The sequence below is a fragment of the Fodinicurvata sp. EGI_FJ10296 genome (genome assembly GCF_040712075.1).
Taxonomy (GTDB): Bacteria; Pseudomonadota; Alphaproteobacteria; order DSM-16000; family Inquilinaceae; genus JBFCVL01.
Map to the genome: position 1 here is coordinate 301,371 of NZ_JBFCVL010000004.1, position 21,064 is coordinate 322,434.

Genomic DNA, 21,064 nt, shown 5'->3' on the forward strand with positions numbered 1-21,064 from the left:
GAACGTTACCCACCATGCGGACTTTCGCCCTGTTGCTGCTCAGCGTTGCCGCGACCGCGGCGACGGTTGCCATCCCGGCAAGTGGCCCCCGGGCCGAAATGGCCGATTATCGGCTCGACCCCGAGCATACGACGGTCGCCTTCATGGTCAGTCATCTCGGCTTCGCCAAGACATTGGGGCAGTTCACCGAGGTCGACGGGACCTTCCGGTTCGATGAAGAGGCCGCAATACTCGATGCCATCAACGTGTCAATCGAGGCGTCAAGCGTGACGACCCACCACGAGGCCCGGGACGGGCACCTGCGGAGCGGGGATTTCCTGAACGCCGCCAACCATCCGACCATCACCTTCGTCGGGACCGGAAGCGAACAGACCGGCGATACCACCGGCCGCGTGACCGGCGACCTTACACTGCTTGGCGAGACCCGAACGGTAACGCTTGATGTGACGTTGAACAAATCGGGTCAGTACCCCTATAGCCCGCCCGACGTCGAAGGTCGGCCCTACCATATCGGCATTTCGGCGAGGGCCGAGATCGACCGGTCCGACTGGGGCATGACCTATGGTGTCGACAATGGTCTCGTCGGCGATACGGTCGAGATCATCCTGGAGTTCGAGGCACGGCGCAATGATTGACCCCGCCGCTGCGGCCGGCGCCGATCCCGCAAAGCTGGATTGGCCGACCTTGCGCGGACTGGCACGCAGTCTGGCGATCTACTATGGCGTTCCCGGCCGCGGTTTCCGGCTGCGGCGCTTCTATCGGCAGTTTCTCAAACCCGGTGATATCTATTTCGATATCGGTGCGCATGTCGGGCACCGGCTGCGCGCCGCCCGCTCGACGGGGGCGACCGTGGTCGGTGTCGAACCCCAACCGGCCTGTTTTCGCCTGTTGACGCGGCTATACGGCCGCGATGCCGCCATTACGCTCGTCCAGGCCGCCATCGGCGCCGAAGTCGGGGAACTGACCCTGCGGATCAGCAGCGCGACCCCGACGGTCACGACAGTCAACGCCGACTGGATGGAAATCGTCAGCCGCGATCCGGGTTTCGCCGCTGTCGATTGGGACCGGACGGTCACCGTCCCGGCTACGACGCTGGACGCCCTGATTGCCCGTCACGGAACGCCGACTTTCTGCAAGATCGATGTCGAAGGTCACGAGCCGGCGGTCCTTGCCGGCCTGAGCACGCCGATACCGTATGTCAGTGTCGAGGCGCTGCCCGCCGCACCCGGTTCAGCGATCGATTGCATGCATCGGCTGTCGGCCCTCGGCGCCTATGATTTCAACCTGATGCGCGGGGAAAGCCCCGAACTCGCATTCGCGGACTGGTGCGGAGCCGGGAAGATGGCCGAACGCCTGGGCCGCGAGACGCGGTCCGGCGACATCATTGCCCGCCTTAATGGCGTCAGCGCCGAATCCTGACGGCAATTTAATCGAGAATAGTCGTTTACTTTTTACCCTTTTTTGGCGCCGGGTCTTGCCATGCGGGGGAGCTTTCTGCCACGTTGGCGTGAAAGACTGCCGGGCGGGACTGTTGGCGGGCGTGCTCGGCCCGGCACTCCGATATTCGGCAGGCTGCATTTCCTCGCCGACCGGTACGACAATTGGCCGTACCCAAGATTCAATCGTTCAGGAGGCTTCGATCATGTCAACGGCAATCCAGCGGGGACTGACCGTTTCAGCCCTTGCCCTCATGAGTTTTTCCGCGACGGCATTGGCACAGACACCGCCGGATGTTCTGGCCGTCGGTCAGGTCGCAGAGCCGCAATCGCTCGATCCGCATGCTGTGACCGCCACCAACGACTTCCGGATCACCGTCAATCTCTATGACGGGCTTGTGCGCTTCGCCTCCGGCTCGCTGGAAGTCGAACCGGCCCTGGCGGAAAGCTGGGAAGTTTCCGAAGACGGCACCGTCTATACTTTCAACCTTCGCGAAGGGATCACCTTTCACGACGGGACGGCGTTCAATGCCGAAGCGGTCAAGTTCAATTTCGACCGGATGCTGAACGAAGATCACCCCTATCACGACACGGGACCGTTCCCGCTATCGTTCTTCTTCAGTGCCGTTCAGGAAGTGGAAGTCGTCGACGCGTCAACGGTGCGGTTTCATCTCGACGAACCCTATGCACCGCTGCTGTCCAACCTTGCCTACCCGACCGGATTGCTGGTTTCGCCCGCTGCCGTCGAGGAATATGGCGAAGACTATGGTCGGAATCCTGTCGGGACGGGTCCCTATCAGTTCACGACCTGGGAAGCGAACCGGCAGGTCGCCCTCGAAAAGAACGAGGATTACTGGGACGGAGAACCCGGTCTGGAAGGCGTCGTCTTCCGCCCGATCACCGACGGCAACGCCCGCGTGAACGAGATGCTGTCCGGCGGCATCGATCTGATGGTCGAAGTCCCGCCCGATCTCGTCAGCACCTTCGACGAGGACCCGACCTTTGTCGTCCACGAACAGGCGGGTCCCCATGTCTGGTTCCTGATTCTGAACATGCGCGAGGAACCGTTCGATGACGTGCGGGTCCGGCAGGCCGTGAACTATGCCATCGACAAGGAAACCATGGTCAACGATGTCCTGCAGGGCACGGCGACCGTTGCCGACAGCGTCGTTCCGCCGGCATTTGCGTGGGCCTACAACGATCAGCTCGAAGGCTATCCGCACGACCCGGATCGGGCGCGCGAACTGCTCGAAGAAGCCGGTTACGGCGATGGCGTCGATGTCACCTTCCTGGTGACGCAGGGCGGATCGGGCATGCTCGATCCCGTCGCCATGGGAACCGCGATTCAGGCCGATCTGGCCGAGGTCGGAATCAACGCCGAGATCGAAAGCTACGAGTGGAATACTTATCTCGGTATCGTCAATCCGGGCCTCGAAGGCGAAGGCCACATGGCACAGATGTCGTGGATGACCAACGATCCGGATACCCTGCCCTTCCTGACGCTGCGCACAGAGGCCATGCCGGACAACGGCGGCTTCAATTCGGGCTACTATTCCAATCCCGAAGTTGACGATCTGCTGGAGCAGGCGCGGCGTTCCACGGATCAGGACGATCGGGCGGCGTTGTACCGCGAGGTTCAGGAGATCGTGAACGAAGACGCCCCGTTGGCCATCATCGCCAACTGGCAGCAGAATGCCGTGACCACGACGGCGGTCGAGAACTTCGCCCTGGAGCCCTCGTTCCTGCTGGATCTGCACGAAGTCTCGAAGCCCTGATCTGACAGAGGGCCGGAACGCGGCCGGGTCGGCGTCGGTCGCCGGTCCGGCCGTCCGGTGGCGCCATGCTCTTCTATATCGTACGACGACTGCTGCAGGCGATTCCGGTTCTCTTCGGCATCTCCATCATCGTGTTCCTGACCATATCGCTGATCCCGGGCGATCCGGCGACGGCCATACTCGGTGCATATGCAACGCCGGAAAACGTGGCGGAACTGAACCGGGATCTGGGCCTCAATCACTCGCTGCCGATCCAGTACACGACATGGCTGTCTGGCGTGCTGCAGGGCGATTTTGGCCGATCCTTCGCGCTCAACCGTCCGGTTGCCGCGGAAATCGGTGACCGGCTGGGCCCGACGGCGGTGCTGGCGGGAACCGCGCTGGTTCTGTGCGCAATATTCGGCTTGATTGCCGGCACGGCCGCCGCCGTCAACCAGTATGGATGGACCGACCGGATACTCAGCGTGGTCGTGCTGATCGGCATTTCCACACCCTCGTTCTGGCTCGGATTGATGGCGATCAGCCTGTTTGCGGTCTGGCTGGACTTGTTCCCGACCGGTGACATGTACTCCCTGTTCGGCGGCGGCGGGCTGGCAGATCTGCTCTGGCATCTGGCGTTGCCGGCGACGACGCTGGCGGTTGTCGCGACGGGGGTGGTGGCCCGGCTTACCCGAGCCACGGTGCTGGAAGTCCTGCGCCAGGATTTCGTGCGCACCGCGCGGGCAAAGGGCGTTCCGGAAAGCCGCGTCATCCGGAACCATGCGTTTCGCGCCGCTCTGCCCGCATTGATTCCGATTGTCGGCATTCAAGCCGGGTTCGTGATCGGTGGCGCGGTTTATATCGAGGAAGTGTTCCAATGGCCCGGCATGGGGCGGATGCTGGTCGGCGCGATCGGATCCCGTGACATTCTCCTTGTCCAGGGCGGCGTGCTCGTGCTGGCCAGCGCCTTCGTTCTGATCAACCTCGCCACCGACGTTATCCAATCCGCGCTCGATCCAAGGGTCAGACATCGATGACGGCTTCACCCTCTTCCGGGTCAGGGGCTTCCGGATCGCCCGCCCCCGGAACGCCGGCCAGCCCGACAATAACCGGCCGCGCCGCCGCCCTTGCGCGGTTGCAGGGCCAATGGGTCCGGTTCGCGGCCAACAAGACGGCAACGCTGGGCCTGATCCTGTTCGGCAGCCTCGCCGCCATCGCCATCGCCGCCCCTCTCCTGCCCCTGATCGATCCGGCGGCGACGACTCCCTCGATCGCCCGCACGCCGCCATTCTCCGCCAATGCGATCCTCGGAACCGACCATCTCGGACGGGATCTGTTGTCACGCTTGATCTGGGGTACACGGACCAGCCTCGCCGTCGGCCTTACCGCGACGGCCGTAGCGGCACTGATCGGGTCGACGATCGGGCTGATCGCGGCGTTTTACGGTCGCTGGGTCGACGCTGTATTCATGCGCAGCATCGACACGCTGATGGCCTTTCCGTATCTGCTTCTGGCGCTGGCGATCATCGCCGTGCTGGGTCCGGGACTAACCAACGCCTTGCTCGCCATTGCGGTGGTCAACATACCGTTCTTCGCCCGCGCTGTCCGCGGGCAGGCGCTGGCCATCAAATCGATGGACTATATCGACGCCGCCCGCCTTTCGGGCTTTTCGGATTTCCGGATCATCGCCGGCGAACTGCTGCCGAACGTCCTGCCGGTCATCATCGTCACGATGTCCACGACGCTGTCATGGATGATCCTGGAGACGGCGGGACTGAGTTTCCTGGGCCTTGGCGCGCAGCCACCGCACGCCGATCTCGGCAGCATGCTCGGCGACGGCCGGTCCATGATCTACACGGCGCCCTGGGTTGCCGTGTTGCCAGGAATGGTGATCCTGGCGCTCGCAGTCGGCATCAATCTCGTTGGCGACGGGTTGCGGGATCTGCTGGATCCGCGGCTCAAGGCAGGCGCCCTGGCCAAGCCCGAACCGGCGACGCGCCGCAATCCGCCGCGCGGCAGCACCGCATCACGACCGCCGGCCTTCTTTACCGATCCGCCAGACACCTCGGGTGATACTTCGGGGCCGACCGCGGCGGTCCTGCCTTCATTGGCGATAACGGACCTGACGACCACCTTCGCAACGGCGCGGAACGATCTGACGGCGGTGAATCAGGTATCCTTCAGTCTCTATCCCGGCGAGGCCTATGGGCTCGTCGGCGAATCCGGGTCGGGAAAATCGGTTACCGCCCTTTCCATCTGCGGGCTGGTCGCGTCGCCGCCCGGAACCATCGCGGGAGGATCGATCTGGTATCGCGACCGCGATTCCGGACCGATCGATCTGGCCGACGCCACACCTCGTGTACTGACCGGCATTCGCGGACGCCGCATCGCTTATATCTTTCAGGACCCGCTGACAACGCTGAACCCCGTGATGCGCATCGGCGACCAGGTGGCAGAGGGCCTGATCGTTCACCAGCATCTGACGACTGCCGCCGCAAGACGCGCGGCAATCGATCTGCTCGACGCCGTCGGACTGCCGGACCCGAAAGCCAAGGCGGAAAGCTTCCCCCACGAATTGTCGGGTGGTCAGCGGCAACGGGTTGTGATCGCCATCGCGGTCGCCAACAAGCCCGACATCATTGTTGCCGACGAACCGACGACCGCGCTCGATGTGACGACACAGCGCCGGGTGCTGGACATGCTGGATACGCTGCGCCGCGATCAGGGCGCCGCGCTGCTGCTGATCAGTCACGACCTTGGTGTGGTATCCGATATCTGCGACCGGGTGGGCGTGATGTACGCTGGCCGCATCGTCGAGGAAGGCCTGACCCGCGACGTTCTGGACCGGCCATCCCATCCCTATACCCGTCGACTTCTGGAATGCATTCCGTCGCTGGATGACGACCGGCCGATCCGTGGCATTCCCGGATTGCCGCCCGCGGTCGATGCGTTGCCGCCCGGCTGCGCCTTCGCCGATCGCTGCGATCAGGTCACGGCCGAATGCCGCCGGGGCACAATCGATCTTCGGCCTGTGGATTCAGCCCACGATCTGCCACGCTCGGTCGACGGTTCACATATGCGGGGATCGAAACATCAGGCCCGTTGCATCTTTGCCGGAGAACCGTCGTGACCAGAGACGCAACGCCTGCTCCTCCCCTTCTGGATGTCGACGGACTTACCCGAAGGTTTACGACACGAACACCGTGGCCCTGGCAGCCGAGCAGTCAGATGACGGCGGTCGATCATGTATCCCTTAGCGTTCAACGCGGTGAGGCCTTCGGCATCGTCGGTGAGAGCGGATGCGGCAAGTCCACGCTGGCCCGCATGATCGTCGGTCTGATGAAACCTTCGGAAGGTACGATGACTCTGGATGGCCAGCCCTTGCCCGGCGCCGCCCATGGCCATCCTCGTGACGTCCAGCGCCGTATTCAGATGATCTTCCAGGACCCGCTTGGGTCGCTCAATCCGCGCCGGTCGGTTGGAGATCTGATCGCGGCGCCGTTGATCGGACTTCTGGGCTGGCCGCGTGAAAAGCGGCAAGCGCGCGTAAAGGAGCTGATGAGTCTGGTTGGCCTTCGACCGGAATTCATTCACCGACTGCCGCACGAGTTCTCGGGCGGTCAGTGCCAGCGCATCGGCATCGCGCGCGCGCTCGCCGCCGATGCCGATCTATTGATCCTGGACGAGCCCGTTTCGGCGCTGGACGTATCGATCCAGGCACAGATTCTTGAGCTGTTGGCAGATCTGCGTCGGCAACTCGGGCTCACATATCTGTTCATTTCCCATGATCTGGCGGTCGTCCGATACCTGTGCGACCGCGTCATGGTCATGAACAAGGGCCAGGTTGTGGAACATGGCACAACGGCGGATGTACTCGGCGCACCCAAGCATGAATACACGCAGACGCTGATCGGCTCCGTTATGGGCGAAACCCTGAATGCGGCCAAACGATCCGGTGCCAAAAGATCGGGCGCCGGCCTGCCCTGATCGGCTCCGGGACTTTGGCTGACCGCGCAGCCATCAGCCCCGGCTTTTGTTGCGGATAGCCGGGTCGATGCTGCCGGAAAGGGTCCGGCGGGTGTCGAACAGGATCCAGAATGCCAGGCGGATCTGGTCTGCTGTGCGCCGCGGCAGCGGTGAGCGCCAGAACACCGCCGCGGCCGCCAGCATCAAGAGCCAGATGACGACCATTGCACAGAATATGGCGATCAGCAGACCGATTGAGAGGAACAACGCCATCTCGGTGCTTCCGAAATCTGGGTCCATGGCCGCGCCCCTACCCGTCCTGTTTCACTTTGAATCCTCAGAAGTCGCCCGGCCCCGGGTCTACTGGTCCCCGACCTGCAGGTCTTCTGTCTACTGGCCCACTGTCCGTTGGCGGTGTCGTCAGCATCCGCATGACAAGTGATCGGGCCTCAGGCACCTTGACGTAGACCACACCACCGATCAGGGCGGTGGACAGGGCCTCCCACGGCGAACGCCGAACCCATAGCTTCAGCACCGTATCGAGCGCCGGATCACGCGACGGCGGCGCATCAGTGCCGGCGCCCGGCGGGGCAACCGCCCGCTTCTGCCGCGATCGGCCGAGGATGGCCGCGATACCGAGCAGAAAGAGCGTCAGGCCGAAACAAATTCCCGCCACAAGACCCGCCGCACCGGGCGGGCCCCAAACGGGTTCGGCAAGTTGATAAGCGACGACCAGAAGAAAGCCGATCGACGCCAACAGAAACATCAGCGCCAGGACGATCAACAATGCGGACAGGATCGAGCGAATTATGGCTGCTTCCAGGTCCTTCACCGGGCCGCCCCGATTACCGCCGGTCCAGAAGCTTGCCAAGCAGCAAGCCGATACCGAAGGCTGTCAGCAGGCTGACGAGCGGGCGGTCCGCGACCTCCTGTTCCAGCCGGTCGACCTGACGCCGCCCGCGACCGGTCATATCATCGACCACTTCACCCAGATCGTCGCGCACATGCTCGGCCCGGGACCATGCGGCATTCTTGAAATCACCGGCCCGATGCCGGGCCAGGTCTGAAAGCGACTTGGTTACCGCTGAAACATCGTTGCGAAGCGCCTCGATATCGGCGCGCAGCGCCTGAACGTCCTGATCCGACTTTTCGGTCGCCATACTGGTTCTCCTTTGCTCGGGATTATGCGTTATCAGAGGTGGGCGAGCCATCGCTGCGTGTCAATGATCCACGCGGATAGCTGATGATGCAATGGTTTCACGGCCTGGACTGCAGAGCCGCAATTGCGTGCGACTAGACGACACCGGTGGCGAAGATCGCGCCGACGGCCGCTGGCGCGCCGCCGAAGAAGAATGACAGAATGAAGAGAATAACGAAAATTGCGAACAGTATCTTCGCGATACCTGCTGCCGCCCCGGCGATCCCGGAAAAGCCGAGAACCGCCGCGATAACGGCAATCACCAGAAATACGAGTGTCCAGGAAAGCATTTTTTTCTCCGATACGAGTTGGTCAGGCAGACGATCGCACGCTCCCCGTATAACAACAACCGGCGAAGCATTCTGCTCCGTCCATCGAAAGAAAAATTTTAAGGTCCGTTCACCAGCCCCGTTGTTTTTGCGAGCTATCACATCCGCTGCTATCGGGTGACCGAAGCATCGATCCGCTCGGCGCGCGTGCCCAGATCCAGGCGATGGGCCACACACAGGGCCCGGGCATCGCACCACCGGGCTGCCACGATCTGGACGCCAATCGGCATGCCGGCGGGTCCGAATGCTGTCGGCACCGCCACGCTCGGCGTGTGCAGCGCCGACCAGGGCCGGCAGAAATGCGGATCGCCTGTGGTCGTCCGGTCAGAGGGGGCTTCGCCATTCACGCCAATTGTGGCAATGGCGTCGACCTCGCTCAGCCACGCGTCGGCGAGCGGGCGCAGCAGGTCCACTCGCCGGATCGCTGCCAGATATTCCTTCATGCTGATCCTGGCACCTTCGTCCAGAAAGCGGCGCAGCGTCTCGCTGAGCATATCGCCAAATGCTATGCGCTCGAACGCCAGTGCGCGGGCGCCCTCATAGGCCGCAATGGTTTCCTGCAGGCCGAAGATTTCTTCATACCATGCCGGTACCGTCATACGCCGGACCGTACATCCATCGGCCTCCAACGTTTCGGCGGCACGCTCCAGAGCCGTCAAGGCGCAGTCATCTGCCATGCTGGGGGCCACACCTGTGCTTTCCGGGATCAGGACGCCGACGGTCATGCCGGTGCCGCTTTCCGGCAGTTCCGTGTTTCGGCCGCACACGGCATCCAGGAAGAATGACCCGTCAGCAACCTCTCGCGCGAAAAGCCCGAGCGTGTCCAGACTGTCTGCCGCGGGCTTGACGCCGGTTCTGTTGATCGTGCCGAACGTCGGCTTGATGCCGATGACACCGCAATAAAGCGCCGGCCGGATGACGGAACCCGATGTCTGCGTGCCCAGGGCGATCGGCACCATACCGGCGGCCACGGCCGCTGCTGACCCGCTGGACGATCCGCCGGGCGTATGGGCCGGATTCCACGGATTGGCGGTCGCGGGCGGATGGGTCCACGCAAATTCCGCCGTCGCCGTTTTCCCCATGATCACGGCGCCCAGGCTGCGAATCCGGCTGACGACGTAGGCATCGGCGGCTGGCTGATGACCGGCATAGATCGGCGAGCCATAGGACGTCGGCAGCAGGGCAGTGTCGATGATATCCTTCACGCCGACCGGAACGCCGTACAGGCGATCGGCCTTGCGCGGACCCGGCAAAGCGGCCACCGCCGTTCGAACGGCGCTGGTGTTGAAATCGACAAAGGCGCCCAGACTTTCGTCGCATTGTTCGATCCGTGCGATACTCGCCTCTGCGACAGTATCAGCCTGCCGGCTTCCATCGGCTATTCCCGTGCGGATCGCTTCGGCCGTCGGTGCCCGCAAATCCAATAAGGTCATAGTCTCCCCCCCCAGCCGACAGCGGCGTCACATCGCGACCTTGGCATCGGGCCTGCGCCAATGCCACCGCATGATAGTAGAACCTCACTCCTACCACAAATCGGGTAGCCGCTACTCCATTTGGGTTCAAGTCAGGCACGGCCAGTTGACACCATGGCGCGCATGTCCAATTATAAAGGCGCTCCCGATTGCCGGGGCCGGTTCCAGTCGGGAACCCGCGGTCATTTGAAATACGCAGCTTGCACCGCGTCATCAAACGCTAAAGCGCCACGAACAGTGTTCGTGGTTCTCTTACCAAGGGAGAACCCAGAGAATGACGCCCATCCATCCGATCAGTTTCCAGGTAATCGCAGCTCCGTCGCTCCCCACAGGCTCACGCTCGGGCGAAGCACTGCAGCATCGGTCCGCCCAACGGCACCCGATCCCCTCGTCTCGACGATATCGAATGCAACGATAGCGATCCAGCCACACCGCATTCCGACATATCGTCAGTATCGCAGACCAGGGCGCACAAATGCTGCGCCCGGGTGATTGCCGACAGGAGATCAGGGGCAGTATCCATGGCAAGCATTGCAAATGAGAGAGTCATAATCGAGGTGGCCGATCTGGATGTGGGCATCGCCATCCGCGAACGAGGCGGGTTCCGGCTCCATATTTCGAACCCTCGCTTCAACAAGTTGGACGGCAGCCTGTTCAAGCATATCGATCAGATCACCCGGGCGGTTCGACGGCTGCTGTCGCGGCGGTCCTGAGCCCGACCGCGACCGGGTCCCCGGTGGTGGCGGGTCGGCGCTCTTCAGCTCGGCCCGTCGCCGGCCGTTCAGGCGACACTTCCGGGAACGAACCCCTGGAATCCGGCTTTGATTTCGGTTTGACACCGCCCTGCGCCATCGCCATCTATATCGGCTAATTCCATTGGATGGGATTACGAGTCCATCATGTGAAAAACGATCGAAGGTGTATGGGGATGACCGACAGGATTGCGCACGGTTCGTTGAGGGTCGCGGCGGCCTTGAATGATTTTATCGAGACGGACGTGCTGCCCGGCAGCGGTGTCGACGCCTCAGCCTTCTGGTCCGGCCTGGACACTCTGATCAGGGACCTGTCTCCCCGCAATCGCGCTCTGCTGCACAAGCGCGCGGAGATTCAGGAAAAAATCGATGCGTGGCATCTGGAACGCCGCGGCCAGCCGCTGGACCCGGTTGCCTATCGAATTTTCCTGGAAGAGATCGGCTATCTGCAGCCCGAAGGTCCCGATTTTGCCGTGACGACCGCGAATGTGGACCCCGAAATCGCAGAGGTTCCGGGCCCGCAGCTCGTGGTTCCGATCCTGAACGCACGCTACGCCCTCAACGCCGCGAACGCGCGCTGGGGCAGCCTGTACGATGCGCTCTACGGCACTGATGCAATCCCCCACGACCCGGGACTGGAGCCGGCGCTGGATGCCAGTGGTGCCTTCAACCCCAAGCGCGGCCAAGCCGTCATCAACCGGGCGCGCGAGGTGCTCGACGACGTCGCCCCTCTCGCGGCCGGCACCCATACACAGTCCACCGGCTACACCATCGTTGATGGTGTGCTGAGTGTAGCATTGTCCAAGGGCGAGACGACGGGACTTGCGGATCCCGACCGGTTCGTCGGCTATCTGGGCAATCAGGCCTCGCCCGACGCCATCCTTTTGCGGAACAACGGGCTTCATGCCGAGATACGCATCGACCGCGATCACGCCATCGGAAAGACTGACCCGGCCGGCGTCGCAGACGTCGTCCTTGAATCCGCCATGAGCACGATCATGGACCTGGAGGATTCGATTGCCGCGGTCGACGCCGAAGACAAGGTTGCGGCCTATCGCAATTGGTTGGGCCTGATGAAGGGTGACCTTGCGGCGTCCTTCGCGAAAGGCAGCAAAACGCTGGAACGACGGCTCAACCCCGATCGCGTCTATATGGCACCCATGGGCGGATCCGTGACACTGCATGGTCGCAGCCTGATGCTGATCCGCAATGTCGGCCATCTGATGACCACCGACGCCATTCTCGACGATAGTGGCAACGAGGTGCCGGAGGGGCTGGTCGACGCCGCCGTTACCGCCCTGATCGCCATCCACGACGTCAAGCATACCGGCAGCGTCGCCAACAGCCGGGCCGGGTCGATCTATATCGTCAAACCGAAGATGCACGGGCCCGAGGAAGTGGCGTTCGCCAACGACCTGTTCGATCGCGTGGAAGACATGCTGGGTCTGCCCCGCAACACGGTCAAGATGGGCATCATGGACGAGGAGCGGCGCACATCCGCCAACCTCAAGGAGTGCATCCGGGCCGCCAAGGATCGTGTGTTCTTCATCAACACCGGATTTCTCGACCGGACCGGCGACGAAATGCATACGTCGATGGAAGCCGGGGCCATGATCCGAAAGGGGGATATGAAGTCCGCCAAGTGGATACAGGCCTATGAAAACCGGAATGTCGATGTGGGGCTTGCCTGCGGGCTGACCGGCCATGCCCAGATCGGCAAAGGCATGTGGGCGATGCCGGACCTGATGGCCGATATGCTGAAGACCAAGATCGGCCATCCGCAGGCCGGCGCCAATACGGCCTGGGTCCCCTCGCCCACGGCCGCGACATTGCACGCTCTGCACTACCATCTCGTGGACGTCCTGGCGCGGCAGAAGGAGCTGCGGAACCGGCCAATGGCATCGCTGGACGATCTGCTGACGCTGCCTTTGGCCGATCGGCCCAATTGGTCGGATGAAGAGGTCCGTGCCGAAGTCGAGAATAACGCACAGGGCATTCTGGGCTATGTCGTGCGCTGGATCGATCAAGGCGTCGGGTGTTCGAAGGTTCCGGATATCAACAATGTCGGGCTGATGGAAGACCGCGCGACCCTTCGCATCTCCAGCCAGCACATCGCGAACTGGCTCCACCACGGCGTCGTCAGCCGGGACACCGTCATCGACACCATGAAACGCATGGCCGAAGTCGTCGACCGCCAGAACGCCGGCGACGCCGGGTATCGCCCGATGGCACCGGACTTCGACAACAGCGTGGCGTTTCAGGCAGCCCTCGATCTGGTCCTGAAGGGCCGGGAACAGCCCAGCGGCTATACCGAGCCGGTTCTGCACGCCCGGCGGCGCGAATTGAAAGCTTCGCTCTAATTGAAATTACATTTGCGGTGAATTGCAGGAATATTTCACATCTGGTGAACTTTTGTGGCGCATCATGTGTCCTTGAGTAGGCAATCAGGTCTTCTCGAAGGATAATCCGTTGATGCGCCACCCGCCGCCGCCCGAGAGCATCGAGGCGGCCTTAGGATCAGTCACCAGACTTCCCGGGAACCGGGCGTTCCGCGACCGGCTTTCGCGCATGGTCATGGAAACCGCGCCCGGAGACGTGCGGAACAATCTTCCGTTCACGTTCCCGGACATGCTGAGCCATTTGCTCCTGTTTCAGCGTAGCGGCACGGAATTCCGATTCCGTGTGCTTGGCGAGACGATAAGCCACCTTCTCGGCCGCCGTCACGCTCGCCTGCCAACCCAACCGGCCATGGATCGCGGAAACGGGGGTCAGAAGGCAATGGCGCGCACCGAGTCGGGGCCGTCATTCTCCGAAGTGTTTGCACCGTGGCCGGAATTTGCCCGTCTTGCAAAAACCGGCGCCAGCTGGGTGATCGACAGACGGCGTGAAGCGATATTCTCCGGCGTCATCCGATATGGTGCCAATGGGGATGTCCCATTCGAGATCATTGCCATACCGGTCAACGCCGACCTCCGGGAGAACGGGTCCGGCGCCAACCGTCTGGGATTCGGTCATATGGCTTTGGGCAGAGCCAACGAACTGCCGGCACCTTCCGCGCCCTCGCTTTTTTCGGACATTGAATCGGCCTTGATCGATCAATAGGCGATACTGCGAAACAGAAATGCCCAAAAAAATAGGGCGACCCGAAGGCCGCCCCACTTCCTGCCGCTTGCGCGGCCGCGTATTTCCAGCCCTGAGGCCGGATAGCGCGTTCGTGATTAGTCGAGCTGCAGGTTAACAGCCGACTCACGATTCGTGCGCTTGTCCGTCTGCAGCTCGAACTTGACCCGCTGGCCGTCGTTCAGGCTGGAGATGCCTGCGGATTCCAGAGCGGTAACATGGACGAAAACGTCCTTGCCGCCGGATTCCGGCTGGATGAAACCATAGCCTTTTTGGCTATTGAACCACTTAACGGTTCCACTAATCATAATTGCCCCTTTCGTAGATCGGCAAGTGTCGTATGACAACCGGAATTCTTTCGAACGACGGCCGTCGGATGGTCGATTTTGGTAGGGATCTTCAGAAGGCGTGCCCGTCTACGGAAAGGCAATGGGCCCAATAGTCCGGCCAAACATCGATGAAGGAATAGATACGCCGGGACTGCGGCAATTTCAAGGCACATATGCCAGCTTGTGCGATTTTACGCCCACCGTCACTATTTCACCCTCTGCTTCACCCTCTGCGGCCCACCGAAAACGCGGCGGCTTGCCTCGCGTCGTCAGGGTGTTACAGTCTCGCATCAATGTGACGGGCTGACTGCCGGCTCGCGGTTCAGATGCCGCGAACAGGTACGCTCGTCGTTCAGAGACCGAGCAATAACAACGGGAGCAACACAGTGGGCAATCTCGACCTCAAATTCATGTTTCTGACTCCCGAAGGGCGTGTCGGACGCCAGACCTGGTGGATCGGGGTCGGCTTGCTGTTCATCGCCTCCCTCATCCTCAATGCCCTTTTCGGCAGTTCCGGCTTCATCCAATGGATATTGAGCACCTTGATCCTGATCGCCGGCCTCATGCTGCATATAAAGCGCTGCCACGACCGGGACAAGTCCGGCTGGTGGTGTCTGCTGCTTTTCATCCCGATTGTCGGATTCTTGTGGGCGTTGATCGATCTCGGCATACTGGAGGGATCGTCCGGCGCCAATCAATACGGCCCCTCGCCGGCCTAGCGCGCTGCCGGTCGCGCGAAGACCCTGCCTGGCCAAGCGCCCGGCTCCTCGAATTTCTATTTTATCGTGTGGACCCCGGATGGCACTTCGTGCCTCCGGGGAGGGGAAAAGGCGGCGATTCCATGCCTCCCGGACGGGAAGCGATCGGCCTACGAATCCATAAGCGCCGGAAGATCGAGAATGCTGTTCAGAACGGCGTCGGCTTCCGCAGCCAGGTCATTGCGGCTGCTGGTACCGGTCAGAACACCGATCGCCAGACGGCATCCGGCAGCGCGTCCCATGCGGATATCATGGAGATTGTCGCCAACAACCATCACCGAGTCAGCCGGCAGCCCGGTTGCAGCCGTGAAGCCGTGCACCATGCCCGGGTTCGGCTTGCCGCCATGGCCGCTATCGTATCCGGCAATATAGGCGACCAGATCCGCGCCACAGCCGGCATCGGTCAGCATGCGGCGCGCGCCCTCCTCGCTGTCGCTGGTTGCAACACCAAGGATCAGGCCCCGGTCCCGAAGGCCGGTCATCAGTGCCCGAAGATCGCCGACCGGCGTGGCGTGGATCGGTCCCAGTTCCTGAAATGTCCGATCAAGCCGCTCAATCAGGTCGGGCACCTGATCCGCCGGCATCTGCATGATACGGGCCCATGCCTCGGCTATCTCGCCCGTATGGGCCGCGGCCAGAAGGCTGCCTGACGCATAGCGGCCGGAGGCCGGATCAAGCCCCCCCGCCACGAGCAGCGTCTCGGCCAGTTCGGGGTCGCCCCGCGTTGCGGTCATGGCCGCGCCGGCATTCACCGGCGCCCATGAAGCGTGATAATCGAACAGCGTCCCATCCTTGTCGAACAGGATACCCTTGATGTCGGCGATCGGACCGGTTACGGCGGAGCCTGGCTCTGACATCGTCACCTACGCTGCCTTGCGTACGGATTTCAGGCTTTCGGCAAAGATCGGCGACCGCATGAGGCTCTTGCTGCGCTCGAACCGTTCGATGGAGTAGGCCCAGAAATCCTCCGCGGGGTTGTCGTTCGAGAACTGAATCAGCCCCCACAGCGTCCACAGCAGGTCACAGGCCGCCTTGTACAGAATCATCCGACCGACCTCGCTTTCCCTGGGCGCGCGGCCCAGATACGCCCGGAGCAGCTTCTGATCCTGTTCCGGCGTCAGTCCGGCTTCCACCGAAACATCGCCGACATCCCAGAACGGATCATTCATGCCGGAATATTCCCAGTCGACGATCCACATGCGCTTGCCGTCGTCCAGAAAGTTTTCGCAGAGCGGGTCGTTGTGGCAGGGCGCCAGCGGCACGGGATCGGCCTCGATCGCTTCGCGGATCGCGCGGGCCTCGGCAACGGCATCGTCATAGCCCTCGGGCATGTCGATGGACGTGCCGGAAAGCACCCTGAGATACTCGTCGATCATGGAAAACAGCTCGAACCGGAACTGAAATTCCTGTCCCGACCGATGCATCCTGCCCATGACGATCCCGGCCCGCTCGACGGCATCGTCATCATTTTGAAAGGCTTCCGGCGACATCGTGCGCCCCTTCAGGTGACGGATCACCATCAGGCCATCATTCTCGTCGTTGAACAGAACCTCCGCCCCGACGCCGGCTGCCGCCGCCGCCCGGGTATTGTGCGCTTCGACCCGGCGGTCGATGTACTCTTCGGTCCCTTTGCCGGGCATGCGCACGATCAGGTCTTCGCCATCATCGACGATTTGATAGACGATGTTTGTCTGCCCGCCGAGCCGTTTGGGCCGGAGCTGGGCTTCGGTCTTGCCCGATAGTTTCGGGATCCGGGCAATGGCCCGGCGCAGATCGTCATCCATTGGTCTTTCTCCAGTTCCATTAGCGTCCTGGTGCAGGCGCAGGCCGGGATCAGCCGCGCGGCTTTTCCGCCAGGAAGAAATCGAAGCTGAGCTTGCCTTCGGCCGCCATGCGCGCCCACTCCGCCCAGCTATGGTGATTGACGCTGAGGGTTTCGGGATCGATGACACGCGCGAATTCGTCCATCTTCGATTCGAGTCGCTGAAGCACCTTCGCGCGGTGCATTGCGGCATGGACCTGCCAGTCGCGATGATCCACCAGATCGAAGCCGACGGCGGCGAGATGGGCTTTGTAATCGTCGGGGCTGGACAGCTTGGACATGTGATAGCGCGCTTCGACGGCAGTACGCTCGGCCGGCGTCAGCTTGTCGACCCAGAAGATGTGGTCGGAAATGACCACCCGGCCGCCGGGCTTGAGGACGCGGAACGCCTCGGCCAGCACCTTTTCCTTTTCGGCGGAATGAACCAGCGATTCCTGACACCACCAGACATCGAAGGTTCCGTCTTCATAGGGAAGATCATGGAAATCGGCGTATTCGAAGCGCAGCTTGCCGCCGGTCGTCGGCTGATCCCTTTCCCGGCACCGCTTGAGCTGAACCTCGGAAATATTGGTCGCCACGACATCCACACCGAAGGTTTCGGCAAGGTACCGGGCGGTCGCCCCGTATCCGCAACCGACTTCCAGCACCGTCATTCCGGGCTTCAGCCCGACCGCTTCGGCCATGGTGCGTTTGGCGATCCAGGTGGCGTCTTCGATGGATTCATCGCCGGTCGGATAGACGCCGTAATGAATGTTCTCGCCCCAGACTTCGGCATAAAGGCGGTCGACGCCGGAATTGTCGTAATGATCGGACATAGTGGTTCCTCGCTATCGATTGAGTCGATTGTTGACGGGCGCCAGCCGGACGCCGCGACGTCCGGCCCGGCGGCTCCGGTTTTTCAGGTATCGGCCAGGTTGGCGCGGCGGCGCGCCACGGCGGCCTTGATGAGGCGATCGGCGATGATGGCGATCGCGGCGACGCACAGGCCGGCCACGAGTCCCTGACCGATATCGGCCTGGGTCAGGGCGATATAGACTTCCTGACCGAGATCGCGGGTACCGACCAGGGCGGTGATCACGAGCATCGACAAGGCCATCATGATGGTCTGGTTGAGCCCGACCAGGATCTCCGGCAGCGCCAGCGGAAGCTGGATGCGCCAGAGAATCTGGCGCGGCGTGCAGCCCATCATCCGCGCACCTTCCAGCACCTCGGCAGACACGCCGCGAATGCCGTGGTCGGTATAGCGGATGGCCGGGGCAACGGCATAAGCCACGATCGCCACCAGTGCCGCGAAATCGCCGACCTGGAACAGCATCACGACCGGGATCAGATAGACGAAGCTCGGCATCGTCTGGAGCGTGTCGACGACAACCGCCGTAACGCCGTGAACCCGTTCGCTCTTCGCCGACAAGACACCGACCGGAATGCCGATTGCCGCCGCGATGATGACGGCAACGCCGCAGAGATAGACGGCGACCATCGCCGGTTCCCAGAAGCCGGTCAGCGCGATGAACAGGCACAGCAGCGCCACCAGCGCGGCGAGACGCAGTCCGCCGATCGACCAACCAAGCGCCGCGAGTACGCCGACCACCCAGATCCAGGGCAGTGCAAGCAGCAGCCGTTTCGCCGGCAACAGGACGTAAATCAGCAGGAACGTCTTGATGGCGTTCAGAAAGTCGTAAAGCTCGACGTTGATCCAGGTCATCACGGCGTCCCAGAAGGACGAGGTGCTGACTGTCAGGTAGTCGGGCGGGACGGCAAGCGCCGGCACGAACACCGCCAGCACAGTGAACGCCACGAGGACGGCGGGCAGGATCCAGCGCAGCGGCAGGTCGGCCTGCCGCGCGGCCCCGGTCGACAGCGCCTGACCGAACCGGTCAACGACGATGGCGATAAGGGTTATGGCGACCCCGGCCTCAAGTCCGGCACCGATCTGCAGCCGGCGCAAGGCGGTCAGAACGTCGTAACCCAAGCCGCCAGCACCGATCATCGAGGCAATGATGACCATGTTCAGCGACAGCATCACCACCTGGTTCGCGCCGACCATCAGGCCGGAGCGCGCCGACGGCAGCAGAATGCGCCAGATCATCTGGAGCCGCGTGCAGCCAGCCATCGTGCCAAATTCCAGCGTTTCCGGCGGCACGCCGCGAAGGGCGACGATCGTCATCCGGACCATCGGCGGCGTGGCATAAATCACGGTCGCAACCATGGCCGAAACAGGGCCGAAGCCGAACATCACCAGCACCGGCACCAGATAGGCGAACACCGGCACGGTCTGCATCAGGTCGAGAACCGGCGTCAGCGCCCGCTCGACGGACGGTTTCATGAAGGCAAGAATGCCCAGCACCAGCCCGAGGCCGACGCCGATGGGCACGGCAACCGCGATCGACGCAAAGGTCGTCATCGCGCTGACCCATTGGCCGAACAGCACCAGATAGGCCAGCGTCAGCGCCGTCAGGATTGTCAGGCGCCGACCGCCCAATTGCCATGCGGCGATCAGTGCGGCGATGGCAACACCAATCCAGCTGAAGGGCGGCAGTACAATGTCGACGGCACCGAACGGAATTTCCGCTCCACGAGCGAGGGCCGCCAGCGCCACGTCCAGCGGAATCGCGAGGATGGAGGAAAAGCCGCGCAGGACATCGCGCACGCTGACGCCGAGGATGGCGGCATCGCGCATCAGCCAGTCCATGCCGACGCTGACCCAGTCGGCAAGCGGGATCACCATCCACGCCGGTACCGTCATGACCCATTCGGCCTCGCCGGCGGCGACCCACAGCAGAGTGGCCAGCACAATTGCGCCAACGGCGACCGCACCCGCACGCAGCCCATACCCGGCTGCTGCCTGACGCGAGGTGGACATGCCGGAGGTCGTATCAGCCACGGTCGACCTCCAGACCTGCCAGAACCGAAATGACGTCTTCGCGCCTCAGCACGCCGACCGCTCGCCCGTCATCGGTGACTGTAACCGGGGCGTCGGCAGCGACGACCAGTCGCGCGATCGTTTCCAGCCGGGCATCGATATCGACGCTTTCGGCGCCTGCCCCATCCCGATTGGCTCCGGCCCTGCTCGCTCTGTCCGTGCGAAGGATCGATCTTGCGGTCATGACCTTCGCGCGCGGCACGTCGCGGGTGAATTCCGACACATAGGTATCGGCCGGGGCACAGACGATCTCCTCCGGCGTGCCCACCTGAACGATGGCGCCATCCTTCATGATGGCGATACGGTCGGCGATACGGATGGCTTCGTCGAAATCGTGGGTAATGAAAATGATGGTCTTGTTCAGCACCTTCTGCAGGCGCATCAGTTCGTCCTGCATATCGCGCCGGATCAGCGGATCGAGCGCGCTGAACGGCTCGTCCAGAAACCAAAGTTCCGGCTCGACCGCCAGCGATCGGGCGATGCCGACACGCTGCTTCTGACCGCCGGAAAGCTGGGCCGGCAGATCGGCTTCGCGCCCGCCCAGACCGACGAGATCGATCATCTCCATCGCCTTGGCGTCGCGCACGTCCCGGCGCATGCCCTGGATACTGAGCGGAAAGGCCACGTTTTCCTGCACGGTCAGGTGCGGCAACAGGGCGAAGTGCTGAAACACCATGCCCATCTTGTGACGCCTGATCTCGATGAGTTCCTTTTTCGGCAGACCCATCAGATCGCGCCCTTCGAGTTCCAGCGCACCGGCGCTCGGATCAAGAAGGCGCGACAGGCACCGGACCAGGGTCGACTTGCCCGAGCCGGATAACCCCATGATAACGAAGGTTTCGCCGGTCCGAATGGACAGGTCGACGTCGCGAACGGCAGCGAAGATCGACGGATCGTTATCGACGGCGCCGGCGATGTCGGCCGCGTTTCGTTGAGCGAACCCTTCGGCATCCTCGCCGAACAGCTTCCACAATCCCCGGCAGGACAGTTTCACCGGACGGTCGCGGCGGACAGGCGTCTCGCCATCGGAAAACCCGGAATCGGACAGCCCGGAATCAGAGAGACTGGAAGCGGAGGGCCTGAGATCGGAGGGTTCCGGCGCTGTCGGGTGAGCGGTTGCTCCGGTATCGGCGGTCATTGGGACCCCTCGGGGTTGTCCAGAAGAATAGCGGGACTCCGCCCGCTTCCCGAGTGCCGGAAAGCGG

General features: G+C 62.6%; 21 protein-coding genes. 10 read left to right on the top strand and 11 right to left on the bottom strand.

Annotation, left to right across the window (positions count from 1 at the left end):
- Positions 1–14 precede the first annotated feature (14 nt).
- The 6 genes from ABZ728_RS10260 (at position 15) to ABZ728_RS10285 (ending at position 7,177) form a co-directional block, all read left to right on the top strand.
- Entirely contained in the window at positions 15–635 is a 621-nt protein-coding gene (locus ABZ728_RS10260; protein WP_366656004.1) for a YceI family protein, read from the top strand.
- A complete protein-coding gene (locus ABZ728_RS10265; protein ID WP_366656005.1) occupies positions 628–1,419 on the top strand; it encodes an FkbM family methyltransferase in 792 nt (263 codons plus the stop codon). Before ABZ728_RS10260 ends, ABZ728_RS10265 begins: the two co-directional genes overlap by 8 nt.
- Positions 1,420–1,642: 223 nt before the next feature.
- The gene (locus ABZ728_RS10270; protein ID WP_366656006.1) at positions 1,643–3,211 is read left to right on the top strand and encodes an ABC transporter substrate-binding protein; all 1,569 of its coding nucleotides are present in this window, start codon (positions 1,643–1,645) and stop codon (positions 3,209–3,211) included.
- Positions 3,212–3,276: 65 nt separating this feature from the next.
- The gene (locus ABZ728_RS10275; protein ID WP_366656007.1) at positions 3,277–4,227 is read left to right on the top strand and encodes an ABC transporter permease; all 951 of its coding nucleotides are present in this window, start codon (positions 3,277–3,279) and stop codon (positions 4,225–4,227) included.
- Entirely contained in the window at positions 4,224–6,320 is a 2,097-nt protein-coding gene (locus tag ABZ728_RS10280) for a dipeptide/oligopeptide/nickel ABC transporter permease/ATP-binding protein (RefSeq protein ID WP_366656008.1), read from the top strand. Before ABZ728_RS10275 ends, ABZ728_RS10280 begins: the two co-directional genes overlap by 4 nt.
- A gap of 98 nt (positions 6,321–6,418) precedes the next feature.
- Entirely contained in the window at positions 6,419–7,177 is a 759-nt protein-coding gene (locus tag ABZ728_RS10285; RefSeq protein ID WP_366656009.1) for an ATP-binding cassette domain-containing protein, read from the top strand.
- 33 nt (positions 7,178–7,210) lie between these two features.
- Here ABZ728_RS10285 and ABZ728_RS10290 read toward each other — a convergent pair whose 3' ends face one another.
- The 5 genes from ABZ728_RS10290 to ABZ728_RS10310 all read right to left on the bottom strand — a co-directional run bounded on the left by ABZ728_RS10290 (position 7,211) and on the right by ABZ728_RS10310 (position 10,116).
- Entirely contained in the window at positions 7,211–7,456 is a 246-nt protein-coding gene (locus ABZ728_RS10290; RefSeq protein ID WP_366656010.1) for a hypothetical protein, read from the bottom strand.
- A 37-nt stretch (positions 7,457–7,493) separates the two neighbouring features.
- Positions 7,494–7,988, bottom strand: a complete 495-nt coding sequence (locus ABZ728_RS10295; protein WP_366656011.1) for a phage holin family protein — start codon at positions 7,986–7,988, stop codon at positions 7,494–7,496.
- A gap of 13 nt (positions 7,989–8,001) precedes the next feature.
- A complete protein-coding gene (locus ABZ728_RS10300) occupies positions 8,002–8,316 on the bottom strand; it encodes a hypothetical protein (protein ID WP_366656012.1) in 315 nt (104 codons plus the stop codon).
- A gap of 133 nt (positions 8,317–8,449) precedes the next feature.
- A complete protein-coding gene (locus ABZ728_RS10305) occupies positions 8,450–8,644 on the bottom strand; it encodes a DUF1328 domain-containing protein (RefSeq protein WP_366656013.1) in 195 nt (64 codons plus the stop codon).
- A 149-nt stretch (positions 8,645–8,793) separates the two neighbouring features.
- Positions 8,794–10,116 carry an amidase gene (locus ABZ728_RS10310; RefSeq protein ID WP_366656014.1) on the bottom strand — a complete coding sequence of 441 codons (1,323 nt, stop codon included), beginning with the start codon at positions 10,114–10,116 and terminating at the stop codon, positions 8,794–8,796.
- Between the two features lie 560 nt (positions 10,117–10,676).
- On the opposite strand from ABZ728_RS10310, the gene ABZ728_RS10315 reads away from it, so the two are divergent.
- The 3 genes from ABZ728_RS10315 (at position 10,677) to ABZ728_RS10325 (ending at position 14,009) form a co-directional block, all read left to right on the top strand.
- On the top strand, positions 10,677–10,868 hold the full coding sequence (locus ABZ728_RS10315; protein ID WP_366656015.1) for a hypothetical protein: 192 nt from the start codon (positions 10,677–10,679) through the stop codon (positions 10,866–10,868).
- A 215-nt stretch (positions 10,869–11,083) separates the two neighbouring features.
- Positions 11,084–13,267: a malate synthase G gene (locus ABZ728_RS10320; RefSeq protein WP_366656016.1), complete on the top strand. Its 2,184-nt coding sequence runs from the start codon at positions 11,084–11,086 to the stop codon at positions 13,265–13,267.
- Between the two features lie 112 nt (positions 13,268–13,379).
- Complete coding sequence (locus tag ABZ728_RS10325) at positions 13,380–14,009, top strand: hypothetical protein (protein WP_366656017.1); 630 nt, start codon at positions 13,380–13,382, stop codon at positions 14,007–14,009.
- A 116-nt stretch (positions 14,010–14,125) separates the two neighbouring features.
- On the opposite strand, the gene ABZ728_RS10330 is transcribed toward ABZ728_RS10325, so the two are convergent.
- Positions 14,126–14,335: a cold-shock protein gene (locus ABZ728_RS10330; protein ID WP_366656018.1), complete on the bottom strand. Its 210-nt coding sequence runs from the start codon at positions 14,333–14,335 to the stop codon at positions 14,126–14,128.
- A gap of 407 nt (positions 14,336–14,742) precedes the next feature.
- On the opposite strand from ABZ728_RS10330, the gene ABZ728_RS10335 reads away from it, so the two are divergent.
- Positions 14,743–15,075: a DUF805 domain-containing protein gene (locus tag ABZ728_RS10335; RefSeq protein ID WP_366656019.1), complete on the top strand. Its 333-nt coding sequence runs from the start codon at positions 14,743–14,745 to the stop codon at positions 15,073–15,075.
- 149 nt (positions 15,076–15,224) lie between these two features.
- On the opposite strand, the gene ABZ728_RS10340 is transcribed toward ABZ728_RS10335, so the two are convergent.
- The 5 genes from ABZ728_RS10340 to ABZ728_RS10360 form a co-directional block, all read right to left on the bottom strand.
- On the bottom strand, positions 15,225–15,971 hold the full coding sequence (locus ABZ728_RS10340; protein ID WP_366656020.1) for an HAD family hydrolase: 747 nt from the start codon (positions 15,969–15,971) through the stop codon (positions 15,225–15,227).
- A gap of 6 nt (positions 15,972–15,977) precedes the next feature.
- Positions 15,978–16,898 carry a choline kinase family protein gene (locus tag ABZ728_RS10345; protein ID WP_366656021.1) on the bottom strand — a complete coding sequence of 307 codons (921 nt, stop codon included), beginning with the start codon at positions 16,896–16,898 and terminating at the stop codon, positions 15,978–15,980.
- A 49-nt stretch (positions 16,899–16,947) separates the two neighbouring features.
- Positions 16,948–17,751: a methyltransferase domain-containing protein gene (locus ABZ728_RS10350; RefSeq protein ID WP_366656022.1), complete on the bottom strand. Its 804-nt coding sequence runs from the start codon at positions 17,749–17,751 to the stop codon at positions 16,948–16,950.
- Between the two features lie 83 nt (positions 17,752–17,834).
- Entirely contained in the window at positions 17,835–19,820 is a 1,986-nt protein-coding gene (locus tag ABZ728_RS10355) for an ABC transporter permease subunit (protein ID WP_366656023.1), read from the bottom strand.
- Positions 19,813–20,997: a betaine/proline/choline family ABC transporter ATP-binding protein gene (locus ABZ728_RS10360; protein ID WP_366656024.1), complete on the bottom strand. Its 1,185-nt coding sequence runs from the start codon at positions 20,995–20,997 to the stop codon at positions 19,813–19,815. Before ABZ728_RS10360 ends, ABZ728_RS10355 begins: the two co-directional genes overlap by 8 nt.
- Positions 20,998–21,064: the final 67 nt, after the last annotated feature.